Raw genomic sequence first — 15700 nt, 5'->3', positions numbered from 1 at the left:
TATGCTTCGTCCATGTCCGCATCCGCTTTCACGCCCGACGAACTCGAACGCTACGCACGCCACATCGTGCTGCCGGAAATCGGCGGACCCGGTCAGCAGAAACTGAAGCGCGCGCGTGTGCTGGTAATCGGTGCCGGCGGGCTCGGCGCGCCTGTGCTGCAATATCTGGCGGCCGCTGGTATCGGAACGCTGGGCGTCGTCGACGACGACACAGTCTCGTTGTCCAATTTGCAGAGGCAGGTGATCCACGACACCGTTTCGGTCGGCGAGGCCAAGAACGTGAGTGCCGCGCGCTCGATCGGCCGCATCAATCCGAACGTCGCCGTCGAAGTGCATGATTTCCGCATCGCGGCGGACAATGCGCAGGACCTGGTTCGCCGCTATGATCTGGTCGCCGACGGATCGGACAATTTCGACACGCGCTATGCGGTGGCCGACGCCTGCGCGGCGGAAGGCAAGCCGCTGGTGCATGCCGCCGTTGGCCGTTTCGACGGTTCGGTAACCGTGCTGAAACCCTTCGAGACGGGACCGGATGGGCGAAAAAATCCGTCCTACCGCGACCTCTTTCCCGAACCGCCGCCCGCCGGCATGGTGCCTTCCTGCGCCGAGGCGGGCGTGCTCGGCGCTCTGACAGGTGTCATCGGTACGCTGCAGGCGATGGAAGTGATCAAGCTGATCGCCGGCATCGGCGAGCCGTTGGTCGGCCGGCTGCTGCTCTATGACGGGTTGGCCGCGCAGTTCGACACCATCCGCTACAAGGCTCCCCAATGAGCGGCGACGTCACCGTCGCGGCGCTGCCGCCGGATTTCGACGACTGGGACGGGCTTCTGGCGCTGATCCACCGCGCCTTCGCCTATATGGACGGCGTCATCGACCCGCCGTCCTCCGCGCATCAACTGACAGCGGAATCGCTCCGCGCCAAGGCGGAGGCGGAGACGATCTTCCTTGCGTATCACCGCGGACGTCTGGTCGGCTGCGGCGCGCTCGCCGAACGGGGCGACCATTTTTATCTCGGCAAGCTGGCCGTCGATCCGGAGTTCCAGGGCATGGGGATCGGCGGATTGCTGGTGAGCCAAGCCGAACGAATTGCGCGGCAGGGCGGCAAGCCGGCGATCGAAATGCAGACGCGGATCGAACTCGTCGGCAATCATCGGGCCTTTTCCCGGCTTGGTTTCATCGAGACGGATCGGACGGCCCATCCGGGCTATGACCGCCGGACTTCGCTCACCATGCGCAAAACGCTCGTACAGGCCTGATGCTGACCGACGCGGAACGGGAAGTCGCCGCCATCCGCAGCATGGAATGTCGATCGCCGACAAGGTGCCTTTCCTGCCCGGCATGATCGGTTCGTCATCGGCTTCGGCGGTGCTGCTGGAACTGGTGCACAACGGCCATGCGCCGGCAGCCATCGTTCTGCATGAACCCGACGCCATCCTGCTGCTGGGCCTCATCGTCGCGCGCGAGATGAGTTGGCGGACACCGGTCGCAGCAAGGCTGGATCGCGAAAGCTTCGAGACGTTTCGCGGCCTGGTGACCCGCGTCGGCGAGGACGGTGTAATCGCAGCCTGACGGTCGCGGATTCAAAGCTCGCGAAATCGCGCCTCGCGCCTTCCTCAGAACCGCCACTTCAGTCCCTGCTCGGGGATGATGAAATTCACACCCAGATCGTTGCCGGCCTGCAATTCCCCCAAAATTTCCTCCTGCGGCGACGGTCCTTTCTTCAGAGAATATTTGATGTGGCTAACGACCATCGGCAGGTCCTTGAGGCTGCCTTTGCCCGCCTTCTCTTCCAGCCCGCGCAGCGACTTGAGCAGCCAGGCGGGCGTGAGATGGCCGAACAGGAACTTGTCCGGCTGCGCATTGGTGTAGGACACCTCGATGATGATGGCCTTCAGCCGCTTGCCGCGCACCTTTTCGGCGACGGCGGTCCAGACATCGGCGATGCGCGTCGATTTTTCGACCTCGTCCGGGCCGGTGTCGCCGAAACAGAGCAGCGCGTCGTCGCCGCTCTCGATCAGGAAGGCCGTCGATTCCACGCCGCCATGGCTGAGCGGGAAGGCGGTGACGCTCATCGCCGTATCGGCAAGCTCGACCTTCCCGCCAGCGGGCAGATCTCGATAGTCGTATTTCTTGAGCTGAGGTTCCTTGCCCCGGTTGCCGAAATTCGGCCAGGCCTCCCAGTTGAAGTAGGTCTGCTCGATGTCGCTATTGACCGACGGCAGGGCGTAGATCGGCTTCTTGCCGTCGTCGGGCGAGGCGGCGATCAGGCCGGCGATATGGTCGAGATGGGCATGGCTGATCAGATAGCCCTTGATCTGTTCGACCAGCACGTAGCCGATCTTGGTATACGCCGAATCGGCCGGCACGCTCACATCGACCAATGCACCCTTGGCCTCCGCAGTGCGCAGCCCGGCGACCAGCGCGCCGGCATCGCAGGTCACGGCGCGCGGGTCGCCATGCGGCGAGATCAGGTAGGCGCTGAGATTGCCGTCCTCGATGCCGCCTCGCGCGCCGAGCGCGATCACGTCGAAACCCTCGCCCGCCTGGGCGCCCATCGAAAATGCCAGGGATGCCGCCAGCGCCAGCAATGCCGTCCGTTTCATAAATATCCCTCTCGAATGCGATGCACGCGCCATAACGCCCGCGCATGACGCGAGCGTGTAGGAGCTGCGCAGGAACGGGGCGTCAGGCCCTGCTCGGCAGCACGCGGTCGGGCGGCCGATGCCCGTCGATGAAGGCGCGGATGTTGATGATCACCTTCTCGCCCATGTCGATGCGGCCTTCGATGGTCGCCGAGCCCATATGTGGCAAGATGACGACCTTGCCCTTGGCGGCGAGTTTGACCAGCTTCGGATTGACGGCGGGCTCGTGCTCGAAGACATCAAGCCCAGCGCCGGCGATCCTGCCTTCCTGCAGCATCTTGATCAGCGTTTCTTCGTCGATCAGGTCGCCGCGTGCCGTGTTGACGATGTAGGCGGTCGGCTGGAGCAGCGCCAGGCGCCGCGCCGACAGCAGATGGAACGTGGCGGGTGTCGACGGGCAGTTCACGGAGATGATGTCCATGCGGGCCAGCATCTGGTCGAGGCTCTCCCAATAGGTCGCCTCCAACTCGTCCTCTATGCTCTGCATGGCCCTGTGGCGGTTGTGGTAGTGGATCGAGAGCCCGAAAGCCTTGGCCCTGCGCGCCACCGCCGTGCCGATGCGGCCCATGCCGACGATGCCGAGGCGTTTGCCGGTGAAGCGGCGCCCCAGCATCCAGGTCGGCGACCAGCCTTCCCATTTGGCCGGATGTTCCAGGATGTTGGCGCCTTCGGTCAGCCGCCGCGGCACCGCCAGCATCAGCGCCATGGTCATGTCGGCGGTGTCCTCGGTGAGAACGCCGGGCGTGTTGGTGACGGTGATGCCCTTTCGGGCCGCCGCATCCACGTCGATCTTGTCGACGCCATTGCCGAAATTGGCGATCAGCTTGAGATTCTTGCCCGCCTGCTCGATCAGCGGCGCGTCGATCCGGTCGGTGACGGTGGGCACCAGCACGTCCGCCTCCTTCATCGCGGCCACCAGTTCGGCCTGCGTCAGCGGGCGGTCGTCGACATTGAGGCGGGCGTCGAAAAGCTCGCGCATCCTGGTCTCGACCTGGTCGGGGAGCTTGCGGGTAATCACGACGAGAGGCTTTTTCTTGCCCGCCATTGTTTCCTCGAATCCGGGTCTCGTTGAGACCTCTTTAACCAAGACGGGCGAAACTTGATGCCGGTCCCGGCGCGACAGCCTGTGTAACAAGCGGTCGTGCCGATGACAAAGAAAAAGGCGCCGCGCCGCAAGCCTGCCGGCTCCGCATTCAGGGGTACGAAAGTGTCGGGTTCAGTGTCGTTTCGCGCCGCCGCCGTGGCTGCACTGGTTGTTTTGTCTCTCCTGCCGCCCGGCGGCGCGGCGCTTGCGCAAGGCGCGGTCGGGCAGACCGCATCGCAGGGAGGCAGCGGCCTGCCGCTGCCGCGATTCGTCAGCCTGAAATCCGGCCGTGTGAATTCCCGCATCGGCCCCGGCGTAAACTATCCCGTCGACTGGATGTATCTGAAGTCGGGCCTGCCGATGGAGATCATCCAGGAATACGACAACTGGCGGCGGGTGCGCGATTCCGACGGAAGCGAGGGTTGGATCAACCAGTCGCTGCTGTCCGGCAAGCGCACCGCCATCGCCGCACCTTGGCAGCGCGGCAAGGACGCCAGGATCGACCTGCTTTCCGAGCCGAGGCCCGATGCCGGCAAGGTCGCGGTCATCGAACCCGGCGTGGTCGGCACGATCAAGGAATGCAACGGCGACTGGTGCCGGATGACCTTTGCCGGCCATACCGGCTGGCTCAACCAGACGCTGGTCTGGGGCGCCTATCCCGGCGAGACGATCAAGGATTGATCGCCCGTTCAGCCGCGGCCGATCCGGCCCAGATGCGTGTCCTGAAATGATGTCGGCAGCTTGAGGCCGTATCCGAGCGCGCGGTCCACGGCGATGTGAAACGCCCAGATCAGCGTGATCTGCTTGGCGATGGCGCTATCCGTTATCAAGGCGACGCAGCCAAGGACGAACGGCCCTATCAGAATGTGCACCAGATTGTAGGCGATGGCGCCCATGCGCGGTCGGGCCAGGTAGCCGAGCATGAAGAGGTCGGGTGCAAGCACCAGCGCGGCGAACAGCAGCCACGATCCGCCAATCGCCCAGAAGGCGGCCACAAGCGCCAAAGCGACGCACCCCCACTCGATCCTGAGCGAGGCATCCATCCATCGGGGGAGAGACATATCTAGTTTTGGGCGTCGGATTTCCGGCGCAGGCGCACGACCACGTCGACGTTGACGATTTCCATGCCTTCCGGCGGCTCGGGAAGGTCACTGACCTTGATCGGACCGGACATGATGTCGAAGACGGTGTTCTCGCCTTCGATGAAGAAATGATGGTGGTCGGACGTATTGGTGTCGAAATAGGTCTTCGACCCCTCGACGGCGAGGATGCGCAGCAGCCCGGCTTCCGTGAATTGGTGCAGCGTGTTGTAGACCGTCGCCAGCGACACCGGCACGCCCGCGGCCAACGCTTCCTCATGCAGGAGTTCCGCGGAGAGGTGGCGGTCGCCCTTGGCGAACAGCATTTCGGCCAGCGCGACACGCTGCCGCGTCGGACGCAATCCGGCTCTGCGCACGCGTTCGTCTATACTGACAGTGCTGTTCGACGACTTCATCGTCCCGCCAATTCTACCCCGGTAATCCACGCATGCTTCACGAAAGTGGCAACTATGCGCACAAATCCCTTAAGAGCATATATTCGGTTGTCTGCGATCGATCAATAGCCGTGCATTGACCGGGCAGGGCGGGCAGGCTAAGCGCTAACGTCGATTTCCGGGTTGAAACGGTTCGTGATGCCGCTTCTGCAAATGACAAAGGTGTAGCCGGGCGCCAGAGATGAACAAGGGCGGAACTGATGGCAGCGGCGGCGAAATCCAGCTACGACTATGATGACCTGCTGGCTTGCGCGCGCGGCGAACTGTTCGGTCCCGGAAACGCGCAACTGCCCTATCCGCCGATGCTGATGTTCGACCGCATCACTGAGATCAGCGAGACCGGGGGCGCCTTCGACAAGGGTTTCATCCGTGCCGAGTTCGACATCAAGCCCGACCTCTGGTTCTTTGCCTGCCACTTCATCGGCAATCCGATCATGCCCGGCTGCCTCGGCCTCGACGCCATGTGGCAGATGACCGGCTTCTATCTCGGCTGGCTGGGCGAGCCCGGCAAGGGCATGGCGCTGTCGACCGGCGAGGTGAAGTTCAAGGGCATGGTCACGCCTTCGGTGAAGAAGGTCGAATATGGCGTGGATTTCAAGCGCGTCATGCGCGGCAGGCTCGTGCTCGGCATCGCGGACGGCTGGTTGAAGGCCGATGGCGAGCCCATATACGCGGCGACCGACCTTAAGGTCGGCCTGTCCAAGCAGTCCGCCGCCTGATCGGCCGGACGCATCGAATTTAGCGAGGATCGCATCATGAGACGTGTCGTCGTCACGGGCTTGGGGATCGTCTCCTCGATCGGCAACAATGCCAACGAGGTGCAGGCATCCCTGCACGACGCCAAATCCGGCATCAGCTTTTCCGAGTCTTTTGCCGAGCACGGCTTCAAGTGCCAGGTGTGGGGCGCGCCGACGCTCGACCCGACCGAAATGATCGACCGCCGCGCGCTGCGCTTCCTGCACAAGGGCGGCGCATGGAACCATGTCGCCATGCAGCAGGCGATCGTCGATGCGGGGCTGGAAGAGAGTGATATCACCAACGAACGCACCGGCATCATTATGGGCTCCGGCGGGCCGTCGACCAAGACGATCGTCGAGGCCGCCGAAACGACGCTGAAGAACAACAGCCCGAAGCGCATCGGCCCCTTCGCCGTGCCGAAGGCGATGTCGTCGACGGCATCCGCCACTCTCGCCACCTGGTTCAAGATCCACGGCGTGAACTATTCCATCTCGTCCGCCTGCTCGACCTCGGCGCACTGCATCGGCAATGCGGCAGAGATGATCCAGTGGGGCAAGCAGGACGTGATGTTTGCCGGCGGCCACGAGGATCTCGACTGGACCATGTCCGACCTGTTCGACGCCATGGGGGCCATGTCGTCGAAGTTCAACGACCGTGCCTCCACCGCCTCGCGCGCCTATGACGTCAACCGCGACGGTTTTGTCATCGCCGGCGGCGCGGGCGTGCTGGTGCTGGAGGAACTGGAGCACGCCAAGGCGCGGGGCGCAAAAATCTATGCCGAAATCGTCGGCTATGGCGCGACCTCCGACGGTTACGACATGGTCGCGCCGTCCGGCGAAGGTGCTGTCCGTTGCATGAAGCAGGCAATCGCGACCGTGAAAACGCCGATCGACTACATCAACACCCACGGCACATCGACCCCGGTCGGCGATTCCCGCGAGATGGCCGCGATCCGCGAGGTTTTTGGCGAGAAGATGCCCGCGATCACTTCGACAAAATCGCTCACCGGACACTCGCTCGGCGCCGCCGGTGTCCAGGAATCGATCTATTCGATCCTGATGATGCAGGGCGGCTTCATCGGCAAGAGCGCCCATATCGAGGAACTCGATCCGGAATTCGACGGCATGCCGATCGTGCGCGAGCGCATCGACAACGCCAAGATCGACACCGTCCTGTCGAATTCCTTCGGCTTCGGCGGCACCAATGCGACGCTGGTGTTCCAACGCTACAGTTGAGCGAATAGGGAGTAGCGAATAGCGAGTAGAATGCTAATTCTTCCCTATTCGCTACTCCCTATTCGCTATTCGCTTTTCAAGGACCCTCTACGATGACCCCACTTATGCAGGGCAAGCGCGGCCTCGTCATGGGAGTCGCCAACGACCATTCGATCGCCTGGGGTATTGCCCAGCGCCTGGCTGCGAGCGGCGCCAGCCTTGCTTTTACCTATCAGGGCGACGCCTTCGGGCGGCGTGTCCGGCCGCTGGCCGAAAAGGTCGGAGCCTCGCTGGTCCTGCCCTGCGACGTGGAGGACAGCGCCTCGGTCGAAAGCGTCTTCGAAACGCTCGGCAATGAATGGGGCAAGCTGGATTTCGTCGTCCACGCCATCGGTTTCTCCGACAAGAACGAGCTGAAAGGGCTTTATGCCGACACCAGCCGCGAGAACTTCATCCGTACCATGGTGATCTCCTGCTATTCCTTCACCGAGGTCGCCCGCAACGCCGCCGCGCTGATGACGGACGGTGGTTCGATGATCACGCTGACCTATGCCGGCTCGGTGCGCATCATGCCCAATTACAACGTCATGGGCGTCGCCAAGGCGGGACTGGAGGCCAGCGTCCGCTATCTGGCCAATGATTTTGGCCCTCGCGGTATCCGTGTGAATGCCATTTCGGCCGGGCCGGTGCGCACGCTGGCCGGCGCCGGCATCTCGGACGCGCGCTACATGTTCGCCTATCAGCAGCGCAATTCGCCGCTGCGGCGCACGGTGAGTCTCGACGAGGTCGGCGGATCGGCGCTTTACCTGCTTTCCGACCTGTCCTCCGGCGTGACCGGCGAAATTCACTATGTGGATTCAGGCTACCATATCGTCTCGATGCCGACGCTCGATGAGCTGAAAAAGGATGACATCGGCCGCGAATGATCCACAATTGTGGTACTGGCGCTGTTCCCATAATTCCGTAAAATTGATTCGATCGGCGGAAAGGCTTTTAAGGACATCCGCGGTAGTGCTTTCGGCAATCGAGGACTTACCTGCATGGCGTCAGCCGTACATCCAAAACGCGGCGTCATATTCAGGCTGATCACGGTTGGGGCTTCGGGCCTTTGCAGCTTCATCCTCGGTTTCTGGGGCCTCCGATATGGCTTCGGTCAGGACATGGCCGGGCTTTCCGGCGATACGGTAGGCGCGATTGTCGCCGCCCTGTGTGGCCTCGCCGCGGCCGGCTCCGCCCTCTCGTTCTTCGCCGGCGTCGATGAGTCGGCGGGTTACATCTACAACGAAACCCAATTCGACAAGCTGACCGGTCTGTTCGCCCGCGCCGCGATGGTCGGCAAGATCGCCGACGCGGCCTCCGTCGCTGCGCGGACCGGCGAGCCGATGTTCCTCGTCGATATCGACATCGACCGTTTCAAGCACATCAACGACTCCGTCGGCTACAGCCAGGGCGACGACCTGATCCGCGCCTTTACTGCCCGGCTGAAGGACAATCTGCCGCGCGGCGTCACCATCGGCCGCATCGGCGCGGGCGAGTTCGCCATACTGGTGCCGGATCGCGTGGCGGATGATCGCCTCGAAGCCCTGATCGACAGGCTGGTCGAGCGCATGATGGAACCCTATCAGCTGAAGACCCATCTGCAGTCGGTGAACTTGTCGGTCGGCATCGTCGCCATTCCGAAGGACGGGGTCGATCCGGTGCTCATCTTGCGCCGCTCCAACCTCGCTCTGCAGAACGCACGCGCCAGCGGCATCGGCGAATGGGCGGTCTTTCAGCCGGAGATGGGGCGCGTGGCCGATTATCGCCAATGGGTGGAATCGGAGCTGCACGCCGCATTCCAGCACGGCGATTTCCATCTCCACTACCAGCCGCAGCTCGACCTCGCCGATGGCCGCATCGTCGGCTACGAGGCGCTGATCCGTTGGAACCACCGGGAACGCGGCATGATCGCGCCGAATGAGTTCATTCCGATCGCCGAGGAAACCGGCATGATCGTGCCGATCGGCGAATGGGTGCTGCGTCAGGCCTGCGAGGACGCCAAGGACCTGCCGGAAAGCTGCTTCGTCGCCGTCAATATCTCGCCCGTGCAGTTCATGGCCCGCGATTTTCTCGACGTGGTCGCCGACGCCGTCAGCGCCTCGGGCATCGATCCCAGGCGCCTCGAACTGGAAGTGACCGAATCGGCGATGATGCAGGACCGCGAATACGCGGCCGTCCTGCTCAAAAGGCTGGGCGAGATGGGGATATCGGTCGCCGTCGACGATTTCGGAACGGGTTATTCGAACCTCAGCTACCTCATCGATTTCCCGTTCCACAAGCTGAAGATCGACCGCTCGTTCATCAGCCGCATCGAGACCGATTCCAGCTCGAACGCCGTGGTTTCGACCATCGTCAGCCTGTCGCGCGCACTTGGCGTGAAGACCATCGCCGAGGGTGTCGAAACCGAGAAGCAGGCGACGATGCTGCGCGCCGCGGGTTGCCAGGAAGTGCAGGGTTTTCTGTTCGGACGGCCGGCCCCCTTGGGCGCGAGGCCGGTTCTGTCGATCGTGCAGGGCGGTCGGGCCGGCGCCCGTCAGGTCGCCTGATCCGAGCCGACCGGAACAGCAGGCTTCAACGTCGTGCCGCGAAAACCTTGAAGGCGCGGTCGCCGGCAATCTCGCTGAATTCGGACACCGAACCGGCCAGCATCTTTTCGTAGGGCAACTGCCGATTGGCGACCAGATAAAGCCGCCCGCCCGGCTTGAGTGCTTTCACCGCCGTCTTGATGATGACCTGCCCAAGTTCCGGTTCGGCGCGCCGCCCGGTGTGGAAGGGCGGGTTCATGACGATCGCGTCATAACGCTCCGTCACCGGTTCGCCGGCGAGATCGTGCCAGAGGAAGCGGAGCGGCGGCGACTGGATGCCGGCGAGATTCGCCTTGGCCGCCTCGAGAGAGGCGAAATCGGCTTCGTAAAGGTCAAGCGCCGTCACCTTTGGAAATCGCTCGGCGATCTCCGACGCCAGATATCCCCAGCCCGCGCAGAAATCGGCAACGCGGCCGGAGAGTTGGTCGGGAAGGTTTTCGGCGAGCAGTTTCGAACCGGCATCGACGCGATCATGCGAAAACATGCCCGGCGCCGTGCGGAAGCGGCCGTCTACGAGGTTAGCCTTCGCGCCGTCGCGAAGCGTTTGCGCAATCGCGTCCCCATCATCCGGGCGCGGGAACCAGAAGACGATACCATGATATTTCGGCAGATGCCCATCGACAGCGACCAAATCGGCCATCCGTTTGCGCACGCTCGCGATGCCGTCATCCTTGCCGCCGGCCACCACGATCAGGCCACCGGACCGCGTCCTCGCGATAGCATCGGCAATCCGCAACTCGTTCTCGCCGCGATGCCGTCCGCATAGCACCAGCGCGGCGTCGTAGTTTTCTTCTTTGGAGATTGGCGAGACTTCACAGCCGGCATTCTGCAACGCCCGGAACGAAGGCCGGAAACCTTGGACGAGACTCCACCGCGCAGCAAAGTCTTCCCGCAATCGGAAACCCTGCTCCGCGCCGAGAAACAGCACGCGCTGATCGCTTCCAGGCGGATACAGCGCACCGGAATTGAAGGGATAAAACAGGGTATCGAGGGATTCGCGGCTCATTCAGGAGCACCGTCTTGGATCAAGCTAAGATCATTGCAGTGAGTTCTACCCATCTGACCTCGATCGTCTGGCGATGAGGTCCTCAGCAATTCGAACAACCTCAGCTTGTCGTGCTGCCGCCTGCCGACTTGCCTCGGCATAGATGAGGTCGCGCAGTTCGCCACGCGACCGGGATATGACCAGTTCATCGTTAGTGATGAATTCGAGCACGGATTCATGGAACGTGAAGATGAAATGCCGATCGGAAATGAACATCCGGTCTGAGTGATGTGGATGCACCCGATTCGCTTCCACAATCTCCCGAATCCATTCGGAATCGAGAACCTCATAAGCGCTGCAGGGACGCAGCCCGATCGGCGCATAGCGATGGCCACCAATCGCCTCGTCGTTCGGGTAACCGAACTTCAACGCAAGGTATGACTCGACGCGGACGATCGCACAGGTATCAAAAGGCTCGTTTCCAGCATGGGTTTGCACATAGTAGCCGAAAAGGAGCTTATTCTCCTCGGCGAAGACGAGCGGTGTAGGAGCGCCAACGTCGCTTTGCGGAACATCGATCCTTCTCAAGCTTGTCTGAATGTCGCTCATGGCGAGCCTCCCGGAAATGCAAAGGGCGCGATCTTGCGATCGCGCCCTTGAAGATGTTTCCACCTGAGTGGATCAGGCCGCGTCTTCCTCGGCCTTCTTCTCGCGCACGATCTCCTTGCCGGTCTTCTGGTCGACGACCTTCATGGAGAGCCGCACCTTGCCGCGCTCATCGAAGCCCATCAGCTTGACCCACACCTTGTCGCCTTCCTTGACGACGTCCGTCGTCTTCTGGACGCGGTCGCTGGCGAGCTGCGAGATGTGCACCAGGCCGTCGCGCGGGCCGAAGAAATTGACGAAGGCGCCGAAGTCGGCGGTCTTGACGACCGTGCCCTCGTAGATCTCGCCGACTTCCGGCTCTGCCACGATGGTGTGGATCCACTTCTTCGCCGCCTCGATTTCCTTGGCGTTGGACGAAGCGATCTTGACCGTGCCGTCGTCCTCGATGTTGATCTTGGCGCCGGTCTTCTCGACGATCTCGCGGATCACCTTGCCGCCCGAGCCGATCACTTCGCGGATCTTGTCGGTCGGGATATGCATGACCTCGATGCGCGGCGCGAATTCGCCGAGTTCCTTGCGGCCTTCCGACAGCGCCTTGGCCATTTCGCCGAGGATGTGGATGCGGCCGCCCTTGGCCTGCTCCAGCGCCACTTTCATGATCTCCTCGGTGATGCCGTCGATCTTGATGTCCATCTGCAGCGAGGTGATGCCGTTGGCGGTGCCGGCCACCTTGAAGTCCATGTCGCCGAGATGGTCCTCGTCGCCGAGGATGTCGGAGAGCACCGCGAAGCGCTCGCCTTCCTTGATCAGGCCCATGGCGATGCCGGCGACCGGACGGGTCAGCGGAACGCCGGCGTCCATCAGCGCCAGCGAGGTGCCGCAGACCGTCGCCATCGACGACGACCCGTTAGACTCGGTGATCTCGGAAACGACGCGCAGCGTGTAGGGGAAGGCTTCCGCGGCCGGCAGCATCGGATGGATGGCGCGCCAGGCGAGCTTGCCGTGGCCGATCTCGCGGCGTCCCGGCGAACCCATGCGGCCCGTCTCGCCGACGGAGTAGGGCGGGAAGTTGTAGTGAAGGAGGAAGGTCTCCTTGTACATGCCGGTCAGGCTGTCGACATACTGCTCGTCCTCGCCGGTGCCGAGCGTGGCGACGACGATCGCCTGGGTCTCGCCGCGGGTGAACAGCGCCGAGCCGTGGGTACGCGGCAGCACGCCGACTTCCGACACGATGTTGCGGACGGTCTTCAGGTCGCGGCCGTCGATGCGGCTGCCGGTATCCAGAATGTTCCAGCGAACGATCTTGGCCTGCAACTCCTTGAACACCGACGACACCTGCTCGCTCGACCAAACGGTCTGCTCGGCGCCTTCCGGCAGCAGGGTCGCCTTGACCTTGGCCTTGGCGGCGTCGACGGCGTTGTAGCGGGCCTGCTTGTCGATGATCTTGTAGGCGGCGCGCAGCTCGTCCTCGACCAGGCCGAGCATGGTGGCTTCGAGCTCGGAAAGGTCGGTCACCTTGTGGTCGCGCGGGTCCTTGGCGGCCAGCTCCGCGAGCTGGATGATCGCGTCGAGCACGGGCTGAAAACCCTTGTGGCCGAACATGACGGCGCCGAGCATGACGTCTTCCGGCAGTTCCTGCGCTTCGGACTCGACCATCAGCACGGCGTCGCCGGTGCCGGCGACGACGAGGTCGAGCTTGGATTCCGGCATCACGTCGATATGCGGGTTGAGCACGTATTCGCCGTTGACATAGCCGACGCGGGCGCCGCCGACGGGGCCCATGAACGGCACGCCCGAAAGCGTCAGCGCGGCGGATGTGGCGACGATCGACAGGATGTCCGGATCGTTCTCGAGGTCATGCTGCATGACGGTGACGACGACCTGGGTGTCGTTCTTGTAGCCGTCGGCGAAGAGCGGGCGGATCGGGCGGTCGATCAGGCGGGAGACCAGCGTCTCCTTCTCGCTCGGACGGCCTTCACGCTTGAAGTAGCCGCCTGGGATCTTGCCGGCGGCATAGGTCTTTTCCTGATAATTGACGGTGAGCGGGAAGAAGTCGAAGCCGGGCTTCGGCTCCTTGGCGGAGACGACGGTGGCCAGAACCACGGTCTCGCCATAGGTGGCAAGCACCGCGCCGTCAGCCTGGCGGGCGATCTTGCCCGTCTCCAGGATCAGCGGGCGGCCTGCCCATTCGATTTCTACTCTGTGATGATTGAACATGTCTTGTCCTTGCTGTGCGGGCGGCGCCGCTCCGGCCCCATTGCCGGCGGCGCGCCCCCTATTGGCTTCGTGTCGGACGAGCCACGGGCAAGACAGCGGGAGGTCCGGTTTGTCGACGAGCGGGCGTCTCCGGGCATCCTGTAATCCTGCCCCATGACCGGTCCATGGGCGGTGCGGTTCCGCCCTCGGAACCGTCCCGTCGGTCGGATCGCTTTTCCGGCGGCGTGAGCTGCCTTTGCGGCAATCCGGCGGGTATCGCCTGCGCGATGCCCGAATGCGCGACCGGCGGGCTTCGTCAAAAAGCCCGCCGGTCAGTTCGTCAGCGGCGCAAGCCGAGCTTTTCGATCAGCGTCGCGTAGCGGCCTTCGTCCTTGCCCTTCAGATAGTCGAGCAGGCGGCGGCGCTGCGACACCAGAGCGAGCAGGCCGCGGCGGGAATGGTTATCCTTCACATGGCCCTTGAAGTGCTCGGTCAGGTTCTTGATCCGCTCCGAGAGAATGGCGACCTGGACTTCGGGGGACCCGGTGTCTCCCGCCTTGGTCGCGTATTCCGTCATAAGTTCTTTCTTGCGATCAGCAGTGATCGACATCGCGTTTTTCCTTGTATCTGGAGGAAACGGGATGCCCTCAGCCGGGATGTCGTCCAGCAGGGGCCGTTAGCATCGCTCGTTTTTGTGCGATGGCGCGCATATAGTGCAATTTTCTGGCAAAAGCCATACCCCTTGCATCGTGTGGGTTTCGGGGCAGGAAAGCCCGCGCATGTCAGCATCCGTCAGGAATATTTTCCCGAAAGCTTTCCCCGCCCCTCCCGACCTCGCCGATAATCCTCTCCGACCGTGTCGGAAAAGGAAACGGCTGTGTTGGCGATGGACTGGAATGCGGCGATCGAGAAGAACCGGGAGGCGCTGAGGCAAATCCTCGCCATGCTCGTCGCCATGGCCGGGCTGGGTGCGGTCGTCACGCCTGGTGATGCAGCCGGGCACGACGCCGGTGCCGGGTTGGGCGCTGGCGAGCCTGGCGCTGAGCAGCCTGGCGCTGGGGGACAGTTTTTTTTCTTTCCGCGGAAGGGCGCGGCCGCTTCAAGGCGGGCGCGGGCGGAAAAAAGTAAACTGTCCCCGGCACTTACCCTTCCCCGCCGTCTCCACCGCGCCGTTCTCAGACTGCTGCGTCCGGCCGAAGCGGCAGCGCGCCGCCTGATCATCGTGGCCGCGCGCGGGCTGGTGGTGACCCTACCGCCGCTGCGACCCCGAAAGCCGAAACCGAAAAACCCGGAACCGCTGCTGCGCGGCTTCGGCATCGCCGTCACCCTGTCGCGCGACGATCTCAGGCGTGCCGCAGCCGCCAGGCGGGCCGCGGAAATCCGCGCCGCCCGCCCGAAACGGCTCAGCCTGCCGCTGCTCGATCCGCTGCGAGACCCGTTCCGCGTCCAGCGCCGCTACCAGCCCGCGCACAGCGTGCCGCGCATCCTGTTTCCCGGCGTCGCCGATCCATCTTCCTTTCCACGACCGCCATCGCCTCGTGATCCGATAAACGCGGAGCGTCTGGCGCTCCGACTGCAAGCGCTGGCTGCCGCCCTGGACGATCTGCCGGGCCAGGCAAGACGTTTTGCCCGCTGGAAGGCGCGGCGCGATGTCGTGCTTGCGCGGAGGAGGGAAGCTCGTGACGCCGCGATTGCGCGAGACAGTGCGGCCGGTAGCGCGGCTGCTCAGGCTGGAGGTCATGTCGCCGCAGGCGCGAGAAACAAAGAAACTCGCGGCAAGGTCGAGTTTCAGCGGATAGAGCCGCTGAAACCCGGCCGCCCGCCGGGCTGGCGCCGAAAACCCACCCATGAGGTGCACGAGGTGCTGGACGTCGTTCACGGGCTTGCCTGCTGGATACTGCAGTCTCCCGACACGTCCTGAGGCCGCGCGGCAGTACGCGACGGCGAAGGAGCGAAGGCCAACGCGAAAATTTTCGCGGCGTGGCGTCGATCCGTGCTGTCCGCAAGGATCATCGCTCGTCCGTTGGAGAAGGTGACCGCTCGGAGGACGATCGGAGACGTTTGGACCGCGAGGACG

General features: G+C 63.4%; 17 protein-coding genes. 9 read left to right on the top strand and 8 right to left on the bottom strand.

The window, feature by feature from the left end; all coding sequences use genetic code 11:
• The first annotated feature begins 12 nt into the window (after positions 1-12).
• Genes ABMA59_RS22120 through ABMA59_RS22110 form a run of 3 tightly spaced genes read left to right on the top strand, consistent with a single transcriptional unit; the run spans position 13 to position 1569 of the window.
• Positions 13-771, top strand: coding sequence for a molybdopterin-synthase adenylyltransferase MoeB (locus tag ABMA59_RS22120; RefSeq protein ID WP_349007555.1), 759 nt, complete (start codon positions 13-15; stop codon positions 769-771).
• Positions 768-1256: a GNAT family N-acetyltransferase gene (locus ABMA59_RS22115; protein WP_349007554.1), complete on the top strand. Its 489-nt coding sequence runs from the start codon at positions 768-770 to the stop codon at positions 1254-1256. Before ABMA59_RS22120 ends, ABMA59_RS22115 begins: the two co-directional genes overlap by 4 nt.
• Positions 1207-1569, top strand: coding sequence for an aconitase X swivel domain-containing protein (locus tag ABMA59_RS22110; RefSeq protein WP_425475964.1), 363 nt, complete (start codon positions 1207-1209; stop codon positions 1567-1569). The genes ABMA59_RS22115 and ABMA59_RS22110 overlap by 50 nt, the downstream gene beginning before the upstream one ends.
• A 44-nt stretch (positions 1570-1613) precedes the next feature.
• Here the strand turns inward: ABMA59_RS22110 and ABMA59_RS22105 are convergent, their stop codons facing one another.
• Both ABMA59_RS22105 and ABMA59_RS22100 read right to left on the bottom strand, forming a co-directional pair.
• Positions 1614-2603 (bottom strand): MBL fold metallo-hydrolase, encoded by a 990-nt coding sequence (locus tag ABMA59_RS22105; protein WP_349007553.1) that lies wholly within the window; start codon positions 2601-2603, stop codon positions 1614-1616.
• Positions 2604-2685: 82 nt separating this feature from the next.
• The gene (locus ABMA59_RS22100) at positions 2686-3687 is read right to left on the bottom strand and encodes a 2-hydroxyacid dehydrogenase (RefSeq protein WP_349007552.1); all 1002 of its coding nucleotides are present in this window, start codon (positions 3685-3687) and stop codon (positions 2686-2688) included.
• A 162-nt stretch (positions 3688-3849) separates the two neighbouring features.
• Between ABMA59_RS22100 and ABMA59_RS22095 the strand changes: the two genes are divergently transcribed.
• Positions 3850-4407, top strand: a complete 558-nt coding sequence (locus tag ABMA59_RS22095; RefSeq protein ID WP_425475966.1) for an SH3 domain-containing protein — start codon at positions 3850-3852, stop codon at positions 4405-4407.
• Between the two features lie 8 nt (positions 4408-4415).
• Here the strand turns inward: ABMA59_RS22095 and ABMA59_RS22090 are convergent, their stop codons facing one another.
• Both ABMA59_RS22090 and irrA read right to left on the bottom strand, forming a co-directional pair.
• Positions 4416-4787: a DUF4260 domain-containing protein gene (locus tag ABMA59_RS22090; protein WP_349007550.1), complete on the bottom strand. Its 372-nt coding sequence runs from the start codon at positions 4785-4787 to the stop codon at positions 4416-4418.
• Between the two features lie 2 nt (positions 4788-4789).
• The gene (irrA, locus tag ABMA59_RS22085) at positions 4790-5221 is read right to left on the bottom strand and encodes an iron response transcriptional regulator IrrA (RefSeq protein ID WP_349007549.1); all 432 of its coding nucleotides are present in this window, start codon (positions 5219-5221) and stop codon (positions 4790-4792) included.
• Between the two features lie 239 nt (positions 5222-5460).
• On the opposite strand from irrA, the gene fabA reads away from it, so the two are divergent.
• From fabA to ABMA59_RS22065, 4 genes are all read left to right on the top strand, one after another.
• A complete protein-coding gene (gene fabA, locus ABMA59_RS22080; RefSeq protein WP_349007548.1) occupies positions 5461-5979 on the top strand; it encodes a 3-hydroxyacyl-[acyl-carrier-protein] dehydratase FabA in 519 nt (172 codons plus the stop codon).
• A 36-nt stretch (positions 5980-6015) separates the two neighbouring features.
• Entirely contained in the window at positions 6016-7233 is a 1218-nt protein-coding gene (gene fabB / locus ABMA59_RS22075; protein WP_349007547.1) for a beta-ketoacyl-ACP synthase I, read from the top strand.
• A 92-nt stretch (positions 7234-7325) separates the two neighbouring features.
• Positions 7326-8138 carry an enoyl-ACP reductase FabI gene (gene fabI, locus ABMA59_RS22070; RefSeq protein WP_349007546.1) on the top strand — a complete coding sequence of 271 codons (813 nt, stop codon included), beginning with the start codon at positions 7326-7328 and terminating at the stop codon, positions 8136-8138.
• A 114-nt stretch (positions 8139-8252) separates the two neighbouring features.
• Positions 8253-9797 carry a putative bifunctional diguanylate cyclase/phosphodiesterase gene (locus ABMA59_RS22065; protein WP_349007545.1) on the top strand — a complete coding sequence of 515 codons (1545 nt, stop codon included), beginning with the start codon at positions 8253-8255 and terminating at the stop codon, positions 9795-9797.
• A 25-nt stretch (positions 9798-9822) separates the two neighbouring features.
• Here the strand turns inward: ABMA59_RS22065 and ABMA59_RS22060 are convergent, their stop codons facing one another.
• The 4 genes from ABMA59_RS22060 to rpsO all read right to left on the bottom strand — a co-directional run bounded on the left by ABMA59_RS22060 (position 9823) and on the right by rpsO (position 14233).
• Positions 9823-10842, bottom strand: coding sequence for a class I SAM-dependent methyltransferase (locus tag ABMA59_RS22060; protein WP_349007544.1), 1020 nt, complete (start codon positions 10840-10842; stop codon positions 9823-9825).
• 45 nt (positions 10843-10887) lie between these two features.
• A complete protein-coding gene (locus ABMA59_RS22055; protein WP_349007543.1) occupies positions 10888-11430 on the bottom strand; it encodes a hypothetical protein in 543 nt (180 codons plus the stop codon).
• 72 nt (positions 11431-11502) lie between these two features.
• Positions 11503-13644, bottom strand: a complete 2142-nt coding sequence (gene pnp / locus ABMA59_RS22050; protein ID WP_349007542.1) for a polyribonucleotide nucleotidyltransferase — start codon at positions 13642-13644, stop codon at positions 11503-11505.
• Between the two features lie 319 nt (positions 13645-13963).
• Positions 13964-14233, bottom strand: a complete 270-nt coding sequence (gene rpsO, locus ABMA59_RS22045) for a 30S ribosomal protein S15 (protein WP_349007541.1) — start codon at positions 14231-14233, stop codon at positions 13964-13966.
• A gap of 276 nt (positions 14234-14509) precedes the next feature.
• On the opposite strand from rpsO, the gene ABMA59_RS22040 reads away from it, so the two are divergent.
• A complete protein-coding gene (locus ABMA59_RS22040) occupies positions 14510-15544 on the top strand; it encodes a hypothetical protein (protein ID WP_349007593.1) in 1035 nt (344 codons plus the stop codon).
• Positions 15545-15700: the final 156 nt, after the last annotated feature.

This window comes from Mesorhizobium yinganensis (assembly GCF_040081985.1).
Taxonomy (GTDB): Bacteria; Pseudomonadota; Alphaproteobacteria; order Rhizobiales; family Rhizobiaceae; genus Kumtagia; species Kumtagia yinganensis.
The sequence above is the reverse complement of the archived record's forward strand: the minus strand, read 5'-3'. Positions and strand labels throughout refer to the sequence as shown.